16 protein-coding genes are annotated in these 20727 nt (G+C 57.8%); 9 read left to right on the forward strand and 7 right to left on the reverse strand.

The window, feature by feature from the left end; all coding sequences use genetic code 11:
• Window positions 1-22 precede the first annotated feature (22 nt).
• A complete protein-coding gene (locus tag E2K76_RS16060) occupies window positions 23-295 on the reverse strand; it encodes a helix-turn-helix domain-containing protein (protein WP_136685471.1) in 273 nt (90 codons plus the stop codon).
• A gap of 164 nt (window positions 296-459) precedes the next feature.
• On the opposite strand from E2K76_RS16060, the gene E2K76_RS16065 reads away from it, so the two are divergent.
• The 5 genes from E2K76_RS16065 (at window position 460) to E2K76_RS16085 (ending at window position 6425) form a co-directional block, all read left to right on the forward strand.
• Window positions 460-693 (forward strand): helix-turn-helix domain-containing protein, encoded by a 234-nt coding sequence (locus tag E2K76_RS16065; RefSeq protein ID WP_136685472.1) that lies wholly within the window; start codon window positions 460-462, stop codon window positions 691-693.
• A gap of 213 nt (window positions 694-906) precedes the next feature.
• Window positions 907-1590: a TnsA endonuclease N-terminal domain-containing protein gene (locus tag E2K76_RS16070; protein WP_136685473.1), complete on the forward strand. Its 684-nt coding sequence runs from the start codon at window positions 907-909 to the stop codon at window positions 1588-1590.
• A complete protein-coding gene (locus E2K76_RS16075; protein WP_136685474.1) occupies window positions 1587-3683 on the forward strand; it encodes a Mu transposase C-terminal domain-containing protein in 2097 nt (698 codons plus the stop codon). The genes E2K76_RS16070 and E2K76_RS16075 overlap by 4 nt, the downstream gene beginning before the upstream one ends.
• Entirely contained in the window at window positions 3673-4617 is a 945-nt protein-coding gene (locus E2K76_RS16080) for a TniB family NTP-binding protein (RefSeq protein WP_136685475.1), read from the forward strand. The genes E2K76_RS16075 and E2K76_RS16080 overlap by 11 nt, the downstream gene beginning before the upstream one ends.
• Window positions 4617-6425, forward strand: coding sequence for a TniQ family protein (locus E2K76_RS16085; protein ID WP_136685476.1), 1809 nt, complete (start codon window positions 4617-4619; stop codon window positions 6423-6425). Before E2K76_RS16080 ends, E2K76_RS16085 begins: the two co-directional genes overlap by 1 nt.
• Window positions 6426-6527: 102 nt before the next feature.
• Here E2K76_RS16085 and E2K76_RS16090 read toward each other — a convergent pair whose 3' ends face one another.
• The 4 genes from E2K76_RS16090 to E2K76_RS16105 all read right to left on the reverse strand — a co-directional run bounded on the left by E2K76_RS16090 (window position 6528) and on the right by E2K76_RS16105 (window position 13516).
• Window positions 6528-7877: a restriction endonuclease subunit S gene (locus E2K76_RS16090; protein ID WP_136685477.1), complete on the reverse strand. Its 1350-nt coding sequence runs from the start codon at window positions 7875-7877 to the stop codon at window positions 6528-6530.
• A complete protein-coding gene (locus tag E2K76_RS16095; RefSeq protein ID WP_136685478.1) occupies window positions 7874-9376 on the reverse strand; it encodes a class I SAM-dependent DNA methyltransferase in 1503 nt (500 codons plus the stop codon). The genes E2K76_RS16090 and E2K76_RS16095 overlap by 4 nt, the downstream gene beginning before the upstream one ends.
• Window positions 9373-12714, reverse strand: a complete 3342-nt coding sequence (hsdR, locus tag E2K76_RS16100) for a type I restriction-modification system endonuclease (RefSeq protein ID WP_136685479.1) — start codon at window positions 12712-12714, stop codon at window positions 9373-9375. Before hsdR ends, E2K76_RS16095 begins: the two co-directional genes overlap by 4 nt.
• Before the next feature lie 259 nt (window positions 12715-12973).
• Window positions 12974-13516, reverse strand: a complete 543-nt coding sequence (locus E2K76_RS16105) for a recombinase family protein (protein ID WP_136685480.1) — start codon at window positions 13514-13516, stop codon at window positions 12974-12976.
• Between the two features lie 258 nt (window positions 13517-13774).
• Between E2K76_RS16105 and E2K76_RS16110 the strand changes: the two genes are divergently transcribed.
• Window positions 13775-15628, forward strand: coding sequence for an endonuclease NucS domain-containing protein (locus tag E2K76_RS16110; protein ID WP_136685481.1), 1854 nt, complete (start codon window positions 13775-13777; stop codon window positions 15626-15628).
• Window positions 15629-15642: 14 nt separating this feature from the next.
• Here the strand turns inward: E2K76_RS16110 and E2K76_RS16115 are convergent, their stop codons facing one another.
• Complete coding sequence (locus tag E2K76_RS16115) at window positions 15643-16830, reverse strand: ATP-binding protein (RefSeq protein WP_136685482.1); 1188 nt, start codon at window positions 16828-16830, stop codon at window positions 15643-15645.
• Window positions 16831-17249: 419 nt separating this feature from the next.
• On the opposite strand from E2K76_RS16115, the gene E2K76_RS16120 reads away from it, so the two are divergent.
• From E2K76_RS16120 to E2K76_RS16130, 3 genes are all read left to right on the forward strand, one after another.
• Window positions 17250-17555, forward strand: a complete 306-nt coding sequence (locus E2K76_RS16120) for a hypothetical protein (RefSeq protein ID WP_136685483.1) — start codon at window positions 17250-17252, stop codon at window positions 17553-17555.
• Window positions 17556-17662: 107 nt separating this feature from the next.
• A complete protein-coding gene (locus E2K76_RS16125) occupies window positions 17663-18562 on the forward strand; it encodes a hypothetical protein (protein ID WP_136685484.1) in 900 nt (299 codons plus the stop codon).
• Between the two features lie 166 nt (window positions 18563-18728).
• Window positions 18729-18959 carry a hypothetical protein gene (locus E2K76_RS16130; protein ID WP_136685485.1) on the forward strand — a complete coding sequence of 77 codons (231 nt, stop codon included), beginning with the start codon at window positions 18729-18731 and terminating at the stop codon, window positions 18957-18959.
• 1140 nt (window positions 18960-20099) lie between these two features.
• On the opposite strand, the gene E2K76_RS16140 is transcribed toward E2K76_RS16130, so the two are convergent.
• A complete protein-coding gene (locus E2K76_RS16140; RefSeq protein ID WP_136685486.1) occupies window positions 20100-20471 on the reverse strand; it encodes a hypothetical protein in 372 nt (123 codons plus the stop codon).
• Window positions 20472-20727 lie beyond the last annotated feature (256 nt).

The following is a 20727-nucleotide window of genomic DNA, read 5'->3' on the forward strand; positions in this document are numbered from 1 at the left end:
CCGTTCCTCATGCCGACCTTCTTCAGCACCCTGCTAGGGCCCGTGCACTCACTAGCACCGAGTTTGGCAACTTGTGTAGGCCGCGCTCGTACCCTTCGTAGGTCGATGGCTTGAGGCCAACGCCGATGGCAAACTGGCGCTGTGTAAGGCCAAGGCGCCAGCGGATCTGCTCCAGTTCCTTGCGACCGTCTGATTCGAACTTTGGCTTCTTCTTCGGGTTTTTCACCGTCTTCCCCCATCGCGAGTTCGGTGCATCGGAGGAGACTATCGAGAAAATTTTGGTTTTCACCAACATACTGAGTCTCGGTCGTGAATCTCATCTTTCCGACCAGAATCCGACCAAGTGCGAAGCCCAAGGAGGATCAAGGTAGCGCATTCAAAGGCTTGCCAAGCCTAGTCTTGGGGCTTTGAGTTTGGATTACGGTCACTGCCGAAGTATCAGCGAGAGCCCGAGAACCGATGTTCAGAGATCAAAAATCAGCCTTCGAGCAGCATGAACGACTGAAGGCGGAGCTACGCATACGTGGCACGTCGCTGGCGCAGATCGGACGCGAATTGGGCATATCCGGCTCGTCGATGTCGCTTGTGGGCCTTGGAAAGCACCGATCCAGACGGATCGAGCGGGCGATCGCGGATGCTCTCGGGACGACGCCGGAAGAGCTCTATCCGGAACGCTACAGGGGAGGAGAATGAATGGGTTAGATCCAGAAGTTTAAAAGGCCCCGAGGGCTGGCACCCTCAAGGCCTTTCGAGATGTAGTCGAGTGAGACCCGCTACGTCTCCAATCATGACCCAACCGGAAGCGTCGGTCAATCTCACAGTTTAGCTGTGGGCCGGTTTTCATCACCCTCATGAAAGGAGCCTCCCTGTCGTCGTCAGCGCGGCGACGACAGGGCCTAAACCATCATGCATGACGAAGTTCCCTATCAACCGCCGCGACGTAGCAGGGCGACCCGCAGCTTCGCAGCGCGATCGAAATCCAGCGCGCGCGGCTTTCTCTTTGCCCATTTGCCGGCACAGGAGCGCCCGCGCCAAATCATCTATGAAAGCAACCTTGAACGGCGGGTGCTGCTGACCTTTCTGGCTCGGCCGGATCTCGCTGACATCTGGGATCAGCCGCCAGCAATTCAGTATGTGAGTGGTACCGGCGCACTCCGGCAGCATACCCCTGATTTTCTCGCCACCTTGCGAACAGGGGTCAGGTTGGCAATTGCTGTGAAGCCTTTGCCCTCGGTGGAGCGACTGCGCTTCAAGGAGGAACTTTCATTCGTCCGCATTGGGATGTCGCCCGCTTATGCTGACGACCTTCTGCTGGTGACCGATGCCGATCTCAATGATGCGGCGGTGCGGAACGCTGAGTTGCTGCACATCGCACGGCAGACGGTGGACGCAGACGCTCGGCAGGCGATCAGCGAAATGCTGGCTGGTCTTGCCGCTGCAAAAACCGTTGCGGACATCCTAGCGGAAAGTGGTCTCGCGCACCGTGGCTGGGCCGCGCTCATCTGCGCGATCCATGAGGGTGAGGCAGGGATCGATCCGGGCCGCAGGATCGGCAGCCAGACCCTCCTTTATCCGCGAGGTGGCAAATGAACCATCCGCTTGTTGGTCCAATCGATGCGGTACGCATCAAAGGGCAGGTGTTCGCCTTCATTGCTGCCGATGAAGCCGGAGGACGTCTCGTCCCGCTTGGAGGTAGCGCGGAAGAACTTCACGTTACCACTGACGAATTGAATGCAATCCTGCAGTCAGAAACCGCTTGGATCGAGCACCGCTACTTCGGCCAAGGGCAGGCGAGGCGCCGGGCCGTTGCCGGGCATCAGGTTCTGACGACGCTTCCAGCCGCAGAACGCGATCTTATCATGTGGAAGGTCTGCTGCTGCGAGGTGTTTCTTGCCGCTGAACGAGACGGTGAGGTCAGTCGTACCGATGTGAGCTATGCAGCGTTCCTTCCAGTGTATCAGCTGCGTGTTCAGGAGCACAGTTCTCGGAGCGCGAACAGATCTGGCGGCAGGGCGGGAGATTTACTGAATCATCGCAAACCACCAAGTCTCCGCAGTCTCTTGATTTGGGTGCGCATTTGGGAGCGGCACAAGGATCCCCTCCTGCTGTTGAAGAGGTCGCGATACGCGGGGCGCAATGCCGCTCGGTTGGGGACGCATGAGGATCAGGTCATCCTGTCTTGTCTCCCGAACTATCTCCACCCGAACCGACCGTCGCAATCGCATGTGGTTCAGGATGTTCACGCCGAAGTCCGCAGGCAAAATGCCCTCAGGTCGATACAAGGGCTGCCGCCGCTGAGAATGCCGTCAGCCAGTTCGGTCCGCAGGCGAATTTTGACGTTGAGCCGGTTCGAGGTCACGGCATCCAGGGAAGGTCTTGCCGTTGCAAAAGAGCGTTATGGCCCAGTGGGCCGGGGCCTTGATGTCGAAGTCCCTCTCGAGCGAGTGGAAATGGACGAGTGGAAGGTTGATCTCATCTCTGTCCTTGAGGCCGCAGGGGTCGAGCCGACACCAGATCAGCGCAGGGAGATGGCACTCGGCCGCTACTTCCTTTGTGTCGCGATCGACTGCGCAACTCGGTGCGTTTTGGGAATCAAGCTCGCGGATAGTGCGTCGACACCGGACGCGCTTGCTACCTTATGGCTGGCACTCATCGACAAAAGCGAGATGGCGCGCGCCCTCGGCTGCCGTGCCGGCTGGCACCAGTCTGGCCATATCGCGCAGATTGTCGTTGATAATGGCAGCTCATTCGTCAGTTCCGAGTTCAAGGCAGCCGTTGCCGATCTTGGAATAGGCTACGATGTTATGCCCGCAGGCGTCCCGAAGCTTCGCGGACGGATTGAGCGCATGATGCGAACCTTTGCACAGAACATGATGCCCTTCATGACCGGGAGGACGTTCTCCAATCCGGTCGAAAGGGGGGCTTATCCCTCAGAAGCCTATGCCGTGCATACGGCGCAAGATCTTGTCGACGCCTTCGTGCGCTACATCGTGGATCATTACCATCAGCGCGAACATCAAGGGCTGGACTACAACAGTCCCGCTCAGGTTTGGGAGGCCGCTGCCAAGATCTACCCGGTGCCGCCTGCGCCAAATCGACATGTGCTTCGCGCGATACTCGGGTTGGAGGTTCAGAGGAGGTCTGGCAGGCATGGTATCCAGCTGATGAAGCTGCGCTATCATTCGGAAACGCTCGCCCGTCACTTCGAACGTATTGGCGGTGAAGATATGCTACTGCGTGTCGATCCAGAGGATCTAGGGCACATCTCCTGCTGGATGGATGGTGCCTGGCATGTGCTTGCCTGCACCAGCGCCGACATGCGCGGCGTGTCGGTGGACAGCTGGACGAGGGCGGTGCTGGAGGCTTACCAAAGCAACCGATCCGCCGCGCGGTCCGGACAGATACTCGTTGACGATGCAGTTCTTGGCCTGCGGGCAACTGATGAAGCCGCGCGCACGCGGTCTCGGCTGGGCCCAATTAACCTGAGAGCTGAAGATTTGGACCGGGCAGACCGTAACCTTCTCCTCGGGGTACGTTTCGGTGATGCACAGGACGAGGTTGCGGATCGTCGAAAGCTCCCCGGTCACGCAGTCATGTTGAAACCCTCGCGAGCGCAGGAGCCCCCTCTGCCGTCAGATGATGGCGGCGACGAGGTTGATTGGAGATTTAGCGATGATCAATGACTCCGCATCGCGGGAAATCATACAGGACCTTCAAGGCGCCTTCATCCCAAACGAGGCTTTCAGCGAACTGCAGTCGCTCTTTGAGACCCTCTTCGAGCAGCGCCGCGCCGATCTTGCGCAGGGAAGGCTGACCAACGTACGCAGCATTGCATTGGTTGGTGGCTCAGGTAGCGGAAAGTCGACGCTGATCCGACACCTTTGCAGCCTGCGCGAAGACCTGATCGTGAGCGATGATGGCATCTGCGAATTCGTGTCTCAACTGGTGCCATCACCCGCAACAATGAAGTTCGTTGGGACAGCGATCCTCCATGCTCTCGGCTACCCGTTGGCGCGGGACAAATCTGCCCCTGTGATATGGGGCATGGTTGCGGATCAACTTCATCGGCGGAGAACGCTCTTCCTCCATCTGGATGAGGCGCAGGATCTGGCGCGCTTTCAGACGGATCGTGAACGGCAATCAGTGGTGAACACGCTGAAATCGATGATGGAGAACCGGACATGGCCGGTCAGCCTGATCCTTTCCGGCACGCCTGATCTGAAAAAGATTATCAATCAGGATCCACAGCTGGCCCGCCGCATCTATCCCGTGGAAATTCCTCGCCTCTCGGTGCCGCGGCATGTGCGCGCTGTTGTCTCGCTCACGCAGCAATATGCCAAGCGCGGCACCTTATCTCAGCAACCGGAACTCGCAAACGAGGAGTTTGCGCGCCGATTGCTGCATGCGGGGGACTACGAATTCGGTCTTGTGGCAGAGATCATTGTACAAGCGATCTGCCATGCCCTCCGCGCTCGTGGCCCAGGCGACCGGCTTGAACTGGATGACTTCCGCCGTGCCTATAAGCTCCGTACAGGCGCAATCATGGGCCTGAACCCGTTCGTTGTCGAAGATTTCGAGCGGATCAACGTCCGACTCGTGCTGGAGGACATTCGATAATGCGGTTGGGATTACGCCTTCCCCTGATCGACGGGGAGATGCCTAGTTCCTTCGTGTCGCGCCTTGCTCGCCTTCACGGGACGAACCCTCGCGATTTCTGCTCGGATATGGGGCTGCAATGGCCCCATGTCTGCTCGGCCCATACTGAGCAGTTGGCACATCTGGCGAAGCTTGCTGATGTGAGTGAGGCTCAGCTCATCCGTTGGAGCGGGCCATTGCTCAGCCCGTGTCGATATCAGGTCGGGGAGGAGATCGCGAGTACGGGGGTGTTCCGACGCGCCGTAACGCGCATCTGCCCCCGCTGTGTGCACGAGGCTCAAGCAGCAGGTCTTCGTTATGGCCCGTTCCAGCGTATCGAATGGCTGGTCCTCAGCATTGGTGTTTGTCTAGACCACGGCACAGCTTTGCTGAGACTCCCGAACGCGGGACATGCGCATGACACCTATGATCTTATGGCTCAGATCAAGCGTCATCATGGGGTGATCCGCGAGGCGGCGGCGGCAGAGGGGTTCGACCCTATGACAGCTTTCGAACGTTATGTGGTTCGGCGGATCCAAGGACAGGCTCTGCCAGATTGGTTGTCTACATTGGAGCTGCAACATCTTCATCGAGGATGTCTGACATTTGGCTCCGCCCTTCTGTTCGGGTCTGCCTCGAACAGCGCAACGCTCGATGCAGCACAAAGCAGGGCGGCTTTGGATAAAGGATACAGTGCATTGCAGAGCCCGGCTCAACTGCTGGCAGCACTTTCGCAGCTCAAGGAGGCGTATCGAACGGAACGCCCGTATTTTTCGACCGACATGGGCGAATTCTACACTTGGCTGAAAGAGGAGGTCGAAGAACCCAAGCTCGAAGAGCTACGCCAGGTCCTGCGTACGTTCATCGTCGAAAACTATCCGTTGCGCCCCGGTGCAATGATCTTGGGCAGGGAAGTCCTTGCAGGTAAGCGCATGACATTCGGAGATGCTCGGCAGGTTTCTGGCATTGCTCGTGCGAGGATGGAGATTGCCTTACGACATTTACATGGAGCGGGACCGGCCAGCGCCACAGTGATTTCTGACGTAAAAGCTGATGATATTAGCGCGGTAAATGATTTCTGGGCGGGCCTCTGCAATCTCAAGGACGCGGCAAATGCGTTGGGCGTGCACCCGGCGCAGATGAAGAGCCTTATCGACGCTGGCGTGCTCGAGGCCGTCCGCCTGAAGTCCGCCCTACGATATGTAACCAAGGCCTCTATGGAGGCGGTGTTGAAACAGATCGATGCTTTGCCCGTCGATCACGCGAGCAAGGAGATCCTGCCAATCTCAGAGTTCAGCCAAAGCCGCTGCATTTCCATGGCCAAGGTGTTGAAAGCCGTGCAGGACGGCGAAATCAGGCATGTATACCGGAGTCGCGAACTCACCGGGATCAGGTCCATTCTGATCGATAATGAGGAATCGCCGATCCGGCAGCGGCGGAGGCACCAAGCGGACATGTCGATTGCAGAAGTCGCTGAGCATCTTCAGATTAGGCCGTCCAGCATCCGTGAGCTTCGTGATTCTGGTTATCTGGAGCAGGTGCATCGGAAGAATCCCGATACCAACCATCGACGAGCCTTCATCACGATCGGAAGTATCGTAAGGTTCGAAGCGGAGTATGAGACCTTGGGTCAGATGGCGGCACGTATCGGCGGTCGTCCCATGCATCTGGCGAAGCGTCTCGACGAAGATGGTGTCACGCCCCTTCCCACCAAGGGGCGCTTGGTCCGAGCTTACATTCGCGAAGCGTTCCTAAGCGAGGCGGCAAAGTTTCCAAGCCAAGCCAGTTAGGATGTGCGCGCTGCTGGGAGAAACGCATCTAACCGCCTGGAGCGGGATGACTGCACTATCTCGGAACAATTAGAACCTTAACCTATGTCCGAATCCCGGTCATCAAGTTTTTGTCCTTCGAGTGCCATTTCTATTGGGGGCGGAGGACCGGGATTGGCGTATGCGCGTGAGGAGGGCTTCCGCGGGTTCGTCTTCGGGGTCCTGAGGGACCAGTTCTCCGCGGAAGGCCTTGGCCAGCAGGCGCTCGTCGAGCCGGTCGAGAAGATGGGCGGCGCGGCTGGCCTCATCGGTCATCCGGTCGATGCGAGCGAATGCGGCTTCGATACGGCGGACTATTTCGGCCTGTTCTTCGCGCTCCGGCAGCAAGAGCGGGAGCCTTTCTACATCTCCTCGGCGGACCGAAGGAACGGTGGTCGCGACCGAAAAAGGAGCGAGGTCAACCGTGTGCATGAAGAGAAACAAAAATTCCCTAGAAATTCGGCTCTCGTCAGGCCTAAGCGCCATACAGTTGTTGTCGAGTATTGTATCTTGTTGGAGGAGCGCGCGTCGGTTCAATTTCAGCGCCTCTCCGATCTTTGCGAATGCTGTCGATCCCGCGGAAGCAGGCCGTGCGCGCATATCTTTAAGATCGGCTTCATCGACATAATTTACAGCATACGAGAGACGTCCGCGATGGGCTTTCACGGCATTGCTCAAGTCACTTACTTTAGCGAAGGGGAACCGCCCCTCTATCTTACCTTGGAACTTCTTCGGAAAGCCGTAGCCTGAGAGAATCGTAGCCACATCGCCGACAACGGTTTTGGTAAGGTGATACTTGTGCGCATCACGCCAGTTTTCTGTGAGATGCCCAGAGAATGCGGCATCTAGAATCGCTTGCTTGGCGCGGGTGGCGAGTTTGGTGGTGCGGGCGAGGTGGTCGCGCGCGGCGGCCGAGCGCGTCGAGAGCCGGTCCAGCGTCGCCACGATCCGCCGTTGCTCGGGGAGTGGGGGGATGGGGAGCTCACGCTCTTCTAAGAATAGTTTCGGCACACGGCGTTGGCCGACGGCTCCAGTCATGGCTCCTTCCGCATCAGCACGGAATGACTTTTGCCGCAGGTACCGCCAAATGTATTCGGCGCTGACCACCTCGGTGGGCCGCAGGACATGAAACTCCGTCGACCCGCAGGCAAGGCCGTTTGTCAGGTTGCGAGCGATCGCTGTCTTTCCGTTTTCCATGCAGGGAGTGATCTTTGCGAAGATCACGTCGCCTTCCGCAAAGTGGGTGAACCCCTTCCAAACATCAGAAAGCGGTTTCACTCGATGCGCGGTGATCGCACCCAGATGCTCGTCAACCGATGGCATGGGAATGAAGCTGACCTCCACCTGCCGGTTGATCTTAGGGTCGTGCTTCGGGTTGATGACGAAAACATCCTTAATTGGGGCCGTCGTCCAAATTTCCGGGAGATCACTCATTCCGCTGCCACCGCGACAGTTTCCTCTTCCTCGTCGCCGCCTTCCAGTTCCAGCACCAGCGCCTCGATCTCGCGGGTGGCTTCGCGCAGGTGGCCAAGGATTGCCGCCGTGATGTCGTCGGGGTCGGTCAGGCCGTCCTCGGCTTCTTCCTCGGCCCGCAGCCAAGAGATGTCGAGGTTGTCACCGCGTGCGGCAATGTCCTCACGGGTGAAGCGGCGAAAACGCCCTCCCTCGCCCTGATCCTCGCGCTCAGCATTACCTAAGGGATCATCACCGAAGGCCGCCTCGAACGCGGCAAAGTCCTCGACCCGCAGCGGCCGTGTCTTGCCGTAGGAGGGCGCGCCTGCGCGCATGTCGTAGACCCAGACGGCCTTCGTCCCGCCACTCTCGCTCCTGTCCCCATTGCGGGTGAAGAAGATGACGTTGGTCTTGACGCCCTGAGCGTAGAAGATGCCGGTGGGCAGGCGCAGGATCGTGTGCAGGTCGCACCAGTTCATCAGCATCTGTCGCAAGATGCGGCCCGTGCCGTGCTCGAAGAGCACGTTATCAGGGATGACCACGGCGGCACGGCCACCGGGGACTAGGCCACGGATGATGTGTTCGACAAAGGCCAACTGCTTGTTCGAGGTGTTCGCAGTGGTCGAGAAATCGCCCCGCTGCGGACGTCCACCGCCCTTCTTGGTTCCAAAGGGCGGGTTAGAGAGGATGAGGTCGGCCTTGAGCAGACTGGCGCCTTCGTCGGTCAGGGTGTCCATGGACTGCGCGTCACCCTCGATGCCGTGGAGCATGAGGTTCATCAGGCAGAGGCGGTGCGTATCAGGGACCAGCTCGGCTAGGGAGTAGCAATCGCGGACCTGCTTTTCGGCTTCGCCGTCGGCCAAGCCGAAGAACTGGTCATTAGCCTCGTAGATCGCCCGGTGCGCGGCGACGATGAACCCACCAGTGCCGGCTGCGGGATCCTGAATGCGCTCACCCAGCTGAGGTTTGGTAAGGCGGATGATGCTGTCGATAAGTGGGCGCGGGGTGAAGTACTGGCCTGCACCCGACTTCTTGTCCTCGGCGTTCTTTTGCAGCAGGCCCTCGTAGAGGTCGCCCAAGCCTTCCTCACGTGCGTCGAACCAGTTAAGGTCGTTGATCGCCGTAGTCAGGCTTTTCAGGTTGGCAGGCTTGCGGAGGCGGGTCTGGGCGTTCTCAAAGATCGCGAGGACGAGCGGATCCTTCGGCGGCTTGAGTTTGCCCTCCGCGTCCTTCTCTTCAGGGTCGCCGAGGGAAGTCAGCAGGTGCTTGTAATGGGTAAGCTGGTCCAGCCCCTCGCGGGTGGTAACGGTGGCCCAACGGTATTCTTCGGGAAGGCGTGTTTCCTGGTCGGTCTCTTCCATCATCTTGAGGAAGAGAAGATAGGTGAGTTCGGTCACGTACTCGGAATAGGTCACGCCATCGTCGCGCAGGACGTGGCAGAGGTTCCAGAGCTTGGCGACGATATCCTGCGTGGCGCTCATGCGGCGGGCTCCCAAGTTTCGGTGCGGATCTCGTCGAGGATGGTCTCAAGCTCACCCTTGAAGATCTTGTTCATGCGTTTGTAGCCGCCCTGCTGCAAGAAGGGAGGGCTGTCGAAGGCTTCGCGATCGATGACAACCTTGCTGGTCATCTCCTTGCCGATCTGCGTCAGCCATCGGCGCTGCACATCGTCCAGTTTGTGGGCATTTGCAACCCGCTGGATTGCGGCTGCCACGCGGTCGGCATAGGGCACCAGCGGGTCGCCCAAAGCAGCTTGGCGAATGAAGCCGATGATGGAGGCGGCGATGTCGTCGTTCGTCTTGTCGCGCCATGCCGTGCGCAGCGCGTTTTCCGTGAAGTTCTGCGCGTCCAAGGCAAGGCGCAGGTCGCGCAGGCTTTTGCGAGTCAGATCGCGTGGGCGGGTCACCACGAGGCGCAGGGCATCGATCTGGTTGGTATTGTCACGGACGAAGGCTTGGAAGGCGTCGATGAAGTCGTCGGGCCGATCTCCCTCGCCATAGCCACGGCTGACGTCGATGATCTGGTCGTCGCCTTTGTAGATCGGAATGATCCGAGGCGGATTCTTGTCACCCTCGAAGTCGAAGAACTTCCCAAGGCCAGGACGAGCCTTCGTCCATTGCTGGACGTCCTCTGGCCTTTCCTTACGGAACCGATCGAGTGTCTCTTCCGGAGTTTCACCTGTCTGAGCTTCATATTGCTGACGGATGTCCTCGTTCATCCGCTTCAGCTTGCGGGCCAGCTTGACGATGATCTGGTCGAGGATTTCTTCCTGATGTGCCGCATCATCACTGCCCTCAAACCCTTCGAACAGATCCTCGAAGTTCACCTTCGGGTTCACAACCACTGGCTTCATCTCGGTCATCGACTGGAGATTCGGATAAAGGTCCACCGCATCGTAAATCTGGAAGGCTTCCTTGCCGATCTCGTCGCAGCGACGGGTCGCCCTGCCGATCATCTGGTCGTAGAGGATGCGCGAATTCACGCGGCGCAGGAACACGAGGTTGGAGATGGAGGGTACGTCGATCCCGGTGGTCAGCAGGTCGACCGTCACCACGATGCGCGGATCGGCCTCGTTCTTGTATTTCAGTATCTGCTTCAGCGGTTTGTCCACAGAACCCGTGATCTTCTGGATCATCTCGTCGCGGATATCGAGCCCTTCGGCCCGGTAGGCGTCCCGGAGACAGTTTACTACCTCGTCGGCGTGGTCGTTGTTGGTCGCGAAGATAAGCGTCTTCCCAGCATTCGGCGATATGATGTCGATCCGCCGCGCCAGTTCCTCAGCGATCACCTGGTTGAACTTCGGCGCTCGCACCTTTCGATTGAAGTGCTCCACGGAAAAATTCAGATGATCCGGCAGTTTGGCCGTATCGATCTGCCCGGTGCGGGGGTCCAGCACATCAATTTCTTCACCCGCGTCGATCGTGATGCCTGCCGCGCTGAGGGCAGTTGTGATCAGGTGGGGTGGTTCGTGGTCGATCAGCCAACCGTCGATGACGGCCTCTCGATAAGAATAGCGATAGATGGGGTCGCCGAAGATCTCGGATGTATGCAGCGCAGGTGTGGCCGTGAGGCCGACCTTAACTGCATCGAAATACTCGACGACGCGGCGATACTTTGAAACGTAGTCGTTCTGGTCCCGGAAGGACATTTCGGCGTCGCTCATCTCCTTGTCGAGGAGGTAGCCGCGATGACACTCGTCGATGAGGATCAGATCGTATTGATCGACCGGAGGACGGTCGGCAGGATCACGCTCCAACACTCGTTTGACCAGGCTCTGTACGGTGCAGATGTGGATCTTGGCGTCCCGATCAATGTCTTGGTCGTCGAGCCCTCGCAGGCCGAAGATGTCGGCAAAAGTTTTCGACCCCACCATGCGCGTGGTCTCGAAAGCGCTTTCGGCTTGTTCACCCAATGCACTGCGGTCAACGACAAAGCAGACCCGAAGAAAGCGCTTGGCCTCCAGAAGACGATAGATCATCGCGATCGCGAGCTTCGTCTTGCCGGTCCCCGTGGCCATCGCAACCAGCATCTCGCGCTGGCCCTCAGCGACACCCTGTTCGACGGCCGCGATTGCTAGCTTCTGGTAGGGGCGCAGCTCGAAACCAAAATTGAACGGCTTGTCGGCGAGTTCACTTTCCGCGGCGGCTGTATCAATCTCGAGCCGCTCTTCAAGCCCCTTAGGGGTGAACCAACCTTCTAACGGCCGTGCGGCGTTACTGTCGATCCGGCTGTCGCGGAACCAGATACCGCTCTGTGTTTTGATCGCCGGATAATACCCACGCCCGTTGGTGGCGAAAATGAACGGAACCTTGTGGGCACCCCAAGGCCCGCCTGCGGATTCGAAACTCCCGTCCATCTGGATGTCCCGAGAGTAACGGGTCGCTTGCGTATCCAAGGCTGCGCTAACATTCAGTCGCTGCCGTTTGGCTTCGACGACGCCGACCAGTTTCTTCCCCAAGAAAAGCGCGTAGTCGGCAGGCCCTGAGGCTGTGGGCCATTCTGCAATGGCCATGTTCCGGTTCTTCTCAGGCCGGACGCCTTTGCCGTAACGAAGCTCGTGGCTGTCGACGTCCCAGCCCGCAACACGAAGCTGCTCATCGATGAGAATACGGGTATCCGCTTCGTCAAATTCCATGTCCTTGGCGGACGCAAACGCCGCTTGGATGAAGGTTTTGGATTTCTCAGGATCAGCAAGCGTCCCACTTCGCTGTTCAGCTTCCTCGGCAAGCTCCGCGTAGATCTGCCTCTCTTCCTCCGCCAGACGAGCACGTTCTTCCGCGTTGATAACATCGGTTCTAGCGGCCTCGATCACCTCGGCAATGCGGGCGGTCTCTGCCGATTTTTCCCGAAGCTTCTGCTTCAGCTCCTCGACTTGGGCCTTCAGATCTGCAGAGTCGTCACTTGCCAGTCTTGGCGGAACGAATGCCATCGTCAGCTTCGGGTTTCCGGTAACCGAAGCGCGCAGCCAAACGCCCAGCCGATGGCAGAGTTTGACAGCCTCGAAGGCGAGACGACGTTCCCCTTTATAGCCGTGTACCGCCGAGTTGCCGTCCAGCCTAAGGCGGTGGAGCACATCAAGAATTTCGTTCGGGACAAGGCTATCTCGGCGAATGACTCTTAGCGTATCGGAAAAAGTCGGCTCGCCTTCGGGGGCTACTCCGGCATTCTCCGCTATGAAGTTTGCCAATCGTTCCGCAAACTGCCGGGTTTTGATGAGCGCGGTATTTGCGTCATCAACGAAGTAGCGCTCAGCGTGTGTTGCGAGGATCGCCAAGGGGCGATCGATTTCTAGCAAGTGATCAAAATTCTGGTTGGGCATAAAAAAGGTGCTCGAGCGCTTCGGTTATGCCAAGAGTTGACCGATTTTCCGACCATCGCAAGCTGATAGAGGTCAGCTGTAAGCAGTAAGGGGAGGGACTCTACTGTGCGGCTACAATTTGCCCTGCGTTGACGCGAGACGGTTGTCCTGCGGCACCGCAGGGTGGGGAACTTCGGTCCGCCATTCTAGCCCGAACGGCAGCTTAGGACCTACCAGGCTTCCAACGCGTCCGCCGACTGACGCTACATCGCTGACGATTTCAACAGATTCTCCGGATTGTCTTCACGCTAACTTTGAACAGTTCAGCGACCTCGTTCAGCGGTCGCAGTTCGATATCTCGCATGCGCTTGACTTCCTCCGCTTGCGCCGGGCTTAGAGAGCGCGGTCTCCCTCCGACTTTGCCGCGCTTTCTGGCTGCCTCGAGGCCTTCGCGTGTTCTCTCCGATATGCGTTCACGTTCGAACTGCGCGATGCTTGCGAAGACGTGGAACACCAATCTGCCCGAGGGCGTCGTTGTGTCGATATCTTCTGCCAACGATCTAAACTCGGCACCTGCTCTTTGAATGACATCTACGATTTCCAATAGGTCACGCAGCGACCGTGCGAGTCGATCGTACTTCGTGACGACAACCACATCCCCCATGCGGAGCTGGTCTAGCATGCGGTCCAGTTCCGGCCGATCGCGTCGTGACCCGCTGATCCGATCTGAGAAGATGCGTTCGACACCTGCAGCATTCAGTGCGTCGAGCTGTCCGTCTAACTTTTGCTCGCTGGTCGAGACGCGGGCGTAGCCAATCAGCATGGACAGAAACCTCCCAAAACCACCTAAGTTTTGTCCGTAGGTTTTGTCTTGATCAAGTACCTGTTCTCAGTAGGGGCATGGCACAAGGACAAAAACGACCGTTTTTGGACAATTAGTTCTGGCAAGGGGTTTATTTCCGATGTGGCGGACGGAGTTGCCCTTTGTCTTGCCCGTGTCAATAGCGGCTATGAGACCGTTTGCCGAAAGGTAACTTTTAGATGATCATGCGCGAGATGTAGACGATGTGATGAGGCGGCCATGGTCAAGAAAGTCAATGAAGCCAGTATTCGTGACCACCTTGCGGCACATCTCGATTTAATTGAGCCAGGACTGATTCTGGTAGACATCGAGTTCCACCTTCCCAATGGCCACGGCGCCTCGGGCTTTCTTGATATCTTCGCGCGCGATGCGTCCGGCAAGCTAGCTATTATCGAAATCAAGCGGACCGATGCAGCGGCGCGCGAGGCGATCCAGGAACTTTACAAATATGTTCCGCTGCTGCGCGAACGCTTCTTCATCAAGGATACCGACATCCGCCTCATCCTCCTCGCGGTGGCATGGCATGAACTGGTAACGCCCTATGCCGAGTTTGCGGCCTCAGCGCCTTATGAAATCAGTGCGGGAAAGATCGTCCTCGACACGTCGGGAACGCCAACCGCAATTGAGCCAGCGGTGCTGGAAGCGTCATCTAGCGAACGAAAAATTGGTGTCCGGCACTTCCTGTGGGGCTTTCCGGATGCGGCAACCGCCAGCAAGGCGGTCACCATTATTGCTCGGCGTGTTCAGTGTTTCGGCATCAGTGATTTCGTTCTGATCCAGAGCCGCGGGGCCACGCCAAGCCTCAGGGAGCGATCGTTCCTCTATTTCGCGCAGCGAGAACTGCGCTTCGAAGATTATATGGCGATGATTGATCGGCATTTTGACGAGGACCAGCTTGACGAATTTCGCGAAAGCATTGCAAACCTCAGCGAGCTCGAGGACCGTGTCGCGGAGGCCTCGAACGCGGTGTGGCACCTCTATGGCGGCGTGCCGTATCGGGAGATTGGCGCTGATAATGCGGAGATCGCGCACCCTGAAAAAGGCGGACGCTGGTTCGAGGAGGGTGCGCAGGAAGAAATTATCGTCCACCGCTTCGGCCGCTTCGTCGATCCCTGGCTAAGTGACGCGACGATCATCGAGGAAATCCGCGGTGAAGGTGCCGAGTCTGACTTCCGCCTGCACTTCTCGGCGCGTACCGACTCGCCGCCGCAGATGAAAGCACTACGCGCTAGGGTCGAAAACATCTTCTTCTTCAATGAAGCGTGGCTGGGCACGGTAACCCAACTCATCCGCTATGCCGAACGCACGGGCGACAGCGCGCGGATTGAGTTAATCGCCTACAGCCCGGAAGATATTCTTCGCGCGATCGCGGGGTCGGCGTTCGGCTTTCCCGGCTATGTCCCGACCTTCCGGCTCGAGATCGAACATGACGGCGTCACAGAGCGGTACATCGGGCTACCCGAATGGGACGGCTCGCCTCCCGACTTCAATAGAGTCATGACCGAACATTTTCACGGCGATGATTTCGACTATTTCTTCGCCTGCCACCTCGGCGAGAATCGCACGATGAATCGGGACATCATGACCGATCTTGGGCTGCGCTATTCGGTATTCCGCGAGACCGGCAAGAAGCCCGAACGCATCCGCGTGCAGGGCTCGTCGATCGTCCCAGTGAAGGGCGAGATCCGCTCGCTCAACCTGCTGGTTCACGAGCATCACGAAGAAGTCGACAAGCTCGTCGAGATCTTCATGCGCGTCGACCAAGGCTTTGCCGAGACGATCTTAACCTTCATCAACAACGACCTCCATGTCGCCGAGCGGCAAATTGCGGATATAATCGCCGACGTCCCACGCCGCGACGAGGGCATCTATTGGTGCGGCGATATCGCAAATTGCAACCTGTGCGGGATAAGTTTCGCGCCGCTGCAGTTCATGATTGATGCAAGCCTCAGGATCGGCGGCGCCGGGAATGTCTGCGCGCTCTGCTTCCTACGGGAGGGGCGCGGCATCGGAGAAGGGCGCGGTCAGGTCTATGAGGCCCACGACGAGGGCTGGCTGCTGATCGCCGGATAGCTGGCGCACGGCTGTCAGATCGGCAGCACGGCTTCGATTATGCCCGACGTAGTGTTGGTACGAGCGGTCAATTGATAGACCTGCCACCCTAGGCCTTTGATGTCGTCCGTGATCTTGAACTGCGTGACGATGGTCTGGAACCGACATTCGCCCCTTGAGAAGTAATCGAGATAAACAGCGAATCCGGCGTCATCGATCCCGAGATTGGGGCGTTCGACGATTAGCAACGCGGGCGCGACCGAGGCGACGCTGGCCATATGGGCGATCGCGAACTCCATGATGACGCGGCCCTGTTCACCGCCGGACAAAATGCCGAAGGGCATCTCCGCTCCGCTCTGGAGAGTGCAACGCAGAACTTCGCGCACCTCGCCATCGTCATCAGCCTCCCTCTCAAACCGCGCTGCGCGCAAGTACATTGTGTCGCTATCGATCATCGCGGCCAGCGATCGAACGCTGATCTCGTCGAGATGCAAAAGGCTCATCAGATTGGCGAGATCGTCTTTAGCTTGATGATCGCGGCGCTTAGCTAGAACAGTGATCGCAATGCGATGATGGTTGAAAGCAACCCGGCGATCGTCGAGGTCGCACTGTACCACGTTATTGTCGGTTTCGACTTCAAGCTTATGCTCGCCCGGCGCGTCGAACAAGAGGGTGTAGTGGAGCCGATGCGGCGTCATCCAGCGCCCCAAGCGGCGAGGGCTGTCGAGGACGGATAGCCAATCAAGCAGCGCGGTCTTGCCGCTCTCATTCATCCCGATGAGGAACGTCGTTTTGCCGAATGCAATCGTCGTGGGGGCGAAGAGCGGCGTGGCGTTAAGCGTCATCGAGCGCACGAACCCGAAGGCAGTCGCGCGCCCGCTATGCTCATAGGCGGTGCGGTACTCGTGAAGCGCTTTCCAGCTCTTGAGTACTGCGACGGGGTAGCGCCTGCCGGTATTCTTATCGATCAAATCGGCATGATGGCCGCACATCCAGATGCCGTTGGTGATCGCCTTGAGCTGATCTGGCGTCAGCGTGCCCTGCCCGCGCGGGCCGTATTCGGATGCTGCGTAGATATGCGCAGCCTTACCGGTGTTCTCGACTTCGTCGGCCTTCTCGCCGGGGCCGATGGTAAGACGGTCGCATCCTGGGAACGCGCAGCGATAGGCTGCGCGCTGCGCGAGCTTCAAGCGGACCGGCTGCAGGAATGACTCGCGTGGCATGCTCCCCCCTGCGAGCACGCTAGGGCAGAGAGTGGCAACTTACTAGGGTGGCGGCTAAGGAGGTCAGCCGAATTGGTTTTGATGACTAGAAGGCGGCGCATCAAATTGGCATCCTTTCGCGTCACCAGAGGTTCTGGCACTTCGCAAGAAGCTGATCATGGCTATAGTGCTAGCGCTATAACAGCCCGCTTTCTGCCATTCAGCTCCTTTGATCCCCGTGAAAGAACAACAACTTTCGTAATCTAGGTGCCTGGTTCGAGTGGCCGGTATAAGGGGGCCTTCCCGCCGTTCGCCGTGCCAGAGCTCGGATTTTTCTGGCTCGGGCAGAACCCACCGCTTGCGGCCTGTCTAGCATTAGCTGGCTGCGCTGCTCTAGAATGTTAAAGATAGCCCTTATGGCTTTACGAAGGAGCTTTTCGATGACCCCGGAACAAATTGCAAGTTTGGCATTAGCTTACGCCGCTGGGCTGCGCTCTACTGCTGAGGCGATGCGTGCAACTCCCCCCCAGCCATCACTTACCGTTTTGGCGCACCTGCTAGGCGCTGCTGCAGAACTCGAAGCTCTTGCGCCTAGAGCTCGAAATAATTACTCAGAAGCTATCATGGAAGTCTTTAGAATTCTTGGCAAGCCGCGGAGTTTAACTCTCGATTTCACTAAAGCACAACAAGAAGCAAAACTGAAAAAACGAGAGCTTGGAAAGGACAACTACGATATTGAATTTTAATATTTATCTAGAAAAGCGTTAAAAAAATCTTTCGGTAAGTTACTCGTTCCACAAAGTAGGCCCGCTCTTGTTTTGGCGGCGGCTTCCAGAAAAGCTGCGATTGGGAAATGAAGCCTGAAATTTCTGAATTTTCTTATGGGTTCGCCCTAACAAATGAACTCGTTGGCTGGATTGCCCTGTCCGCAGCGCCAGTCTTCCCTAGCCTGATCGAGGAGGGGAAGGCTGGCGGCGGCTATGACGTGAAGCTCGACAGGCCGGGCGTTCCCCTGTTCTTGCAGTTTAAACGATCCCATTGCATGGTCACACGAGCGGCACGCGAATACCGATCTGTCCTTGCCACAGGCGGAACATTGAACGTCCCCTATTACCGTTTCCCAATCACCGAAGCATCGACCTCGGATCAGCATGAAATGCTGTTGTCGCTTGATGACGGCTCGAATCTTGTTTTCTACGCGGCACCTCGCTTCTATCAGATACATGAGATCAATCAGGCATGGAGCCGAAATGATATTGCGCGGCGCTCGCTCTTCGTTGCGCCATCTACCATAGGTTCTCTTGACGATGAGCAGCACCACGTCGCTTTCGACGGCGCAAATACTTGGCTATGTTCGGAGCCGCGGGCGCTCGAAGTGCTGACAAGTCGGGGGCTGGAAGACCGACTGAGCAGTTACCTCGAAGAGCACGACCAGCCGCTTGGAGAACGCTTGCCCCTGTTGGTGACAGACATGCACCAAGCAGAACGACGTGGGCGGGAGAAGGCCGAGCTACGCCGCAGCTCGAAGGTGCCACAAGATGTACCCTTTTCTGACCGACGGTTCATCACAGATTTTGAAAGTTCTGCCTTATGGTCCGCCGAAGAATATGTCGCGGTGTCCCTGCCGGAACCCGACCCTCCGGCGTCGCGCGAGCCTAAACCACTCCGCAGCGAGGCAGCCATACTGCGAGAGGCGGCCGACATCGCCGCACATGTATTCGAGGCGCAGATGATCATCGTCCAACCAAGGTAGTCTAGTGTCCAAATCCGTTTCCAGAGCGAAATCAACTGGCTTTGACTCATCGTCGATTTAAGTTCCGCGGGAGCAGCGGGACCACAGCTGACGTGTTACAATCCAGGTGGATTGCCGCTTTGTGTTGCTGTAATATTCGTGCACAGAGCCAAGGATGGCAGAGCCAATGCGTATTGACCTGTGCGAATACGCCCGCAGACTTGAGTCAGAAGATTACACCAAGGAGCAGATCGATATGATAGTCGCATTTGCCCGGGAAAGTGCTGTCAGCAGCCCCATGTCAGGGGGTGTTAACTTAGAGATGCGTGCCCTTGAGCGTCGGTTAGTGATAAAGATCGGCTGTATGCTTGTATTTGGTTTCATCTACATGGGCCTGATCTTGAGTACCCAAAACTAGGTTTGGACCTATCGTTGGCGTGACCCATCCTAGTGGGATGCTGCTGCAATGTGCCGAACCTTTTGGTAGACTGAGGACCCTGTGTATGGCGCACTTGCGTAAGCCGGAGATCAGCTAGCGCTCATACCACCCGCCCTTAGAAAAAAATTATTCCCTAGATGGCTTCCTGACTTCGAATTGCGTCCTAGCAACCATACGTGCCTGTGGGTCCCATCATGTTTTTCATGGTTTCATTTAACAGCTTGGAGAGTGCACGGGCTCGCTGATCGTGTCCTCCCTGATCATTCGACCTCGCCCAGACAATCGGGCCTAATGCGGTAAGATTGCCTGACGAACGAGGTAAAAATGTTTGGTGAAAAATGCAGTGTAAGCGTGTGTTTCCAAGCGGGCAGCGGCAAATCCGTCTGCGAATCTACAGACTGTCAAAGGATCGGAGACGGGGGGTGGTGCGGCCCGCAGCGGAGCGAGGACACGGCCCCCGACGGAGACGACGCATCGCGGCGCTTGTCTTTTGACCGGCCCGATCAGGGATGTTGGGCGGAAATACCAAACAGAACAAACCGCAGGGCAGGGCTGAGCACGGGCCCAAGCCCGTGTCGATCCCTGGCCTGGCCGCAGATAAGATCCGATCCCGAAACACTTTCGGGATCCCCACCGGACGTTCGCACCAGTGACCGTGACCCGAATGGGCGGAGATAAAGCATTAAACGCGACCATGCACGGCAGCGGTATGGCTGGCTCGGAGAGACAGACAGAACGCAGGCCGCGCAGGGAGGGGGTGATGTTTTGGCTCCGGTGGAGGCCGGTTTTACCGGTCGGAACTAGGGCGCGGTCCCGGCGCCGCCGGGAGGGGCCATTTCACCGAATTCTGAAACGGAGTTGGCATTCATGACCATCACGCGTGAAATCCAACTTTATCACGCAGCCGCGTTATTAAAGGAAATGTCGATCGGCTTAATTAACACTTCAGCTAAAGTAAGCGCGCTTGAATAGGGCCAACAAGGTGAATTTGACAGAGGTTCAGATTGCTGGACGGCTCATTGTTCATCGAAATGCTGACCGGCGACGGCGCGCGCCGCAGGCTCATCGCAGCTCACGCCCGCAATCGCCCGGTTATTCCTGGCAGTGAGGACCCGATGACTAGTCCGACACTTCGGGCGTCACCCGGCGCAGAAACGAAGCCTGATCTTCGGGACTAAATGACAGCCACAAAGCCATCATCATGCGCTTCCACTCTCCAAGGGCGACGGCCATATCGTCCATCCGCAGCAGACAAGCCCGAAGATAGGCTTCAATCTCGATCGGCGTTGCCATGTCAGCCCAGAATTGCGCATCCTCCGTGGCATCGACAACAGCCGCAATGGGTGCGCCGGCCGTCAGATCAGAGAGCGTTGCAGCCATGATCGCGCAGGCGTCGTCAGGATGGCAGTCTGCAATTGCGGCGCCCAACCGGTTTGCAGCCATCATACGGCGGGCCAGGTCGAGCTCGGTCGGAGTGGATTGAAGTGTCATACTCTTTCCTACTTCGTCAGATGTAGAATGATAATGTTAATGTTGGCAACGACTTCGCGGACACCCTCAGTAGAAGATCTAAAAAGTATCCGGCGCCGATGGGCTGCGCCTCGCCATCTGTTTTGAGGAATACGGATGTATTCGGCGGGACAGAGTGGAGAGGGCGAAGCCCGACCCACGGCCCTGAGCGGGACTGTCAATCGGGTGGAAACGGGGGGTGGAGCGGCCCGCAGCGCAGCGAGGACACGGCCCCCCG

It is taken from the genome of Falsirhodobacter xinxiangensis (assembly GCF_004959935.1).
Lineage (GTDB): Bacteria > Pseudomonadota > Alphaproteobacteria > Rhodobacterales > Rhodobacteraceae > Falsirhodobacter > Falsirhodobacter xinxiangensis.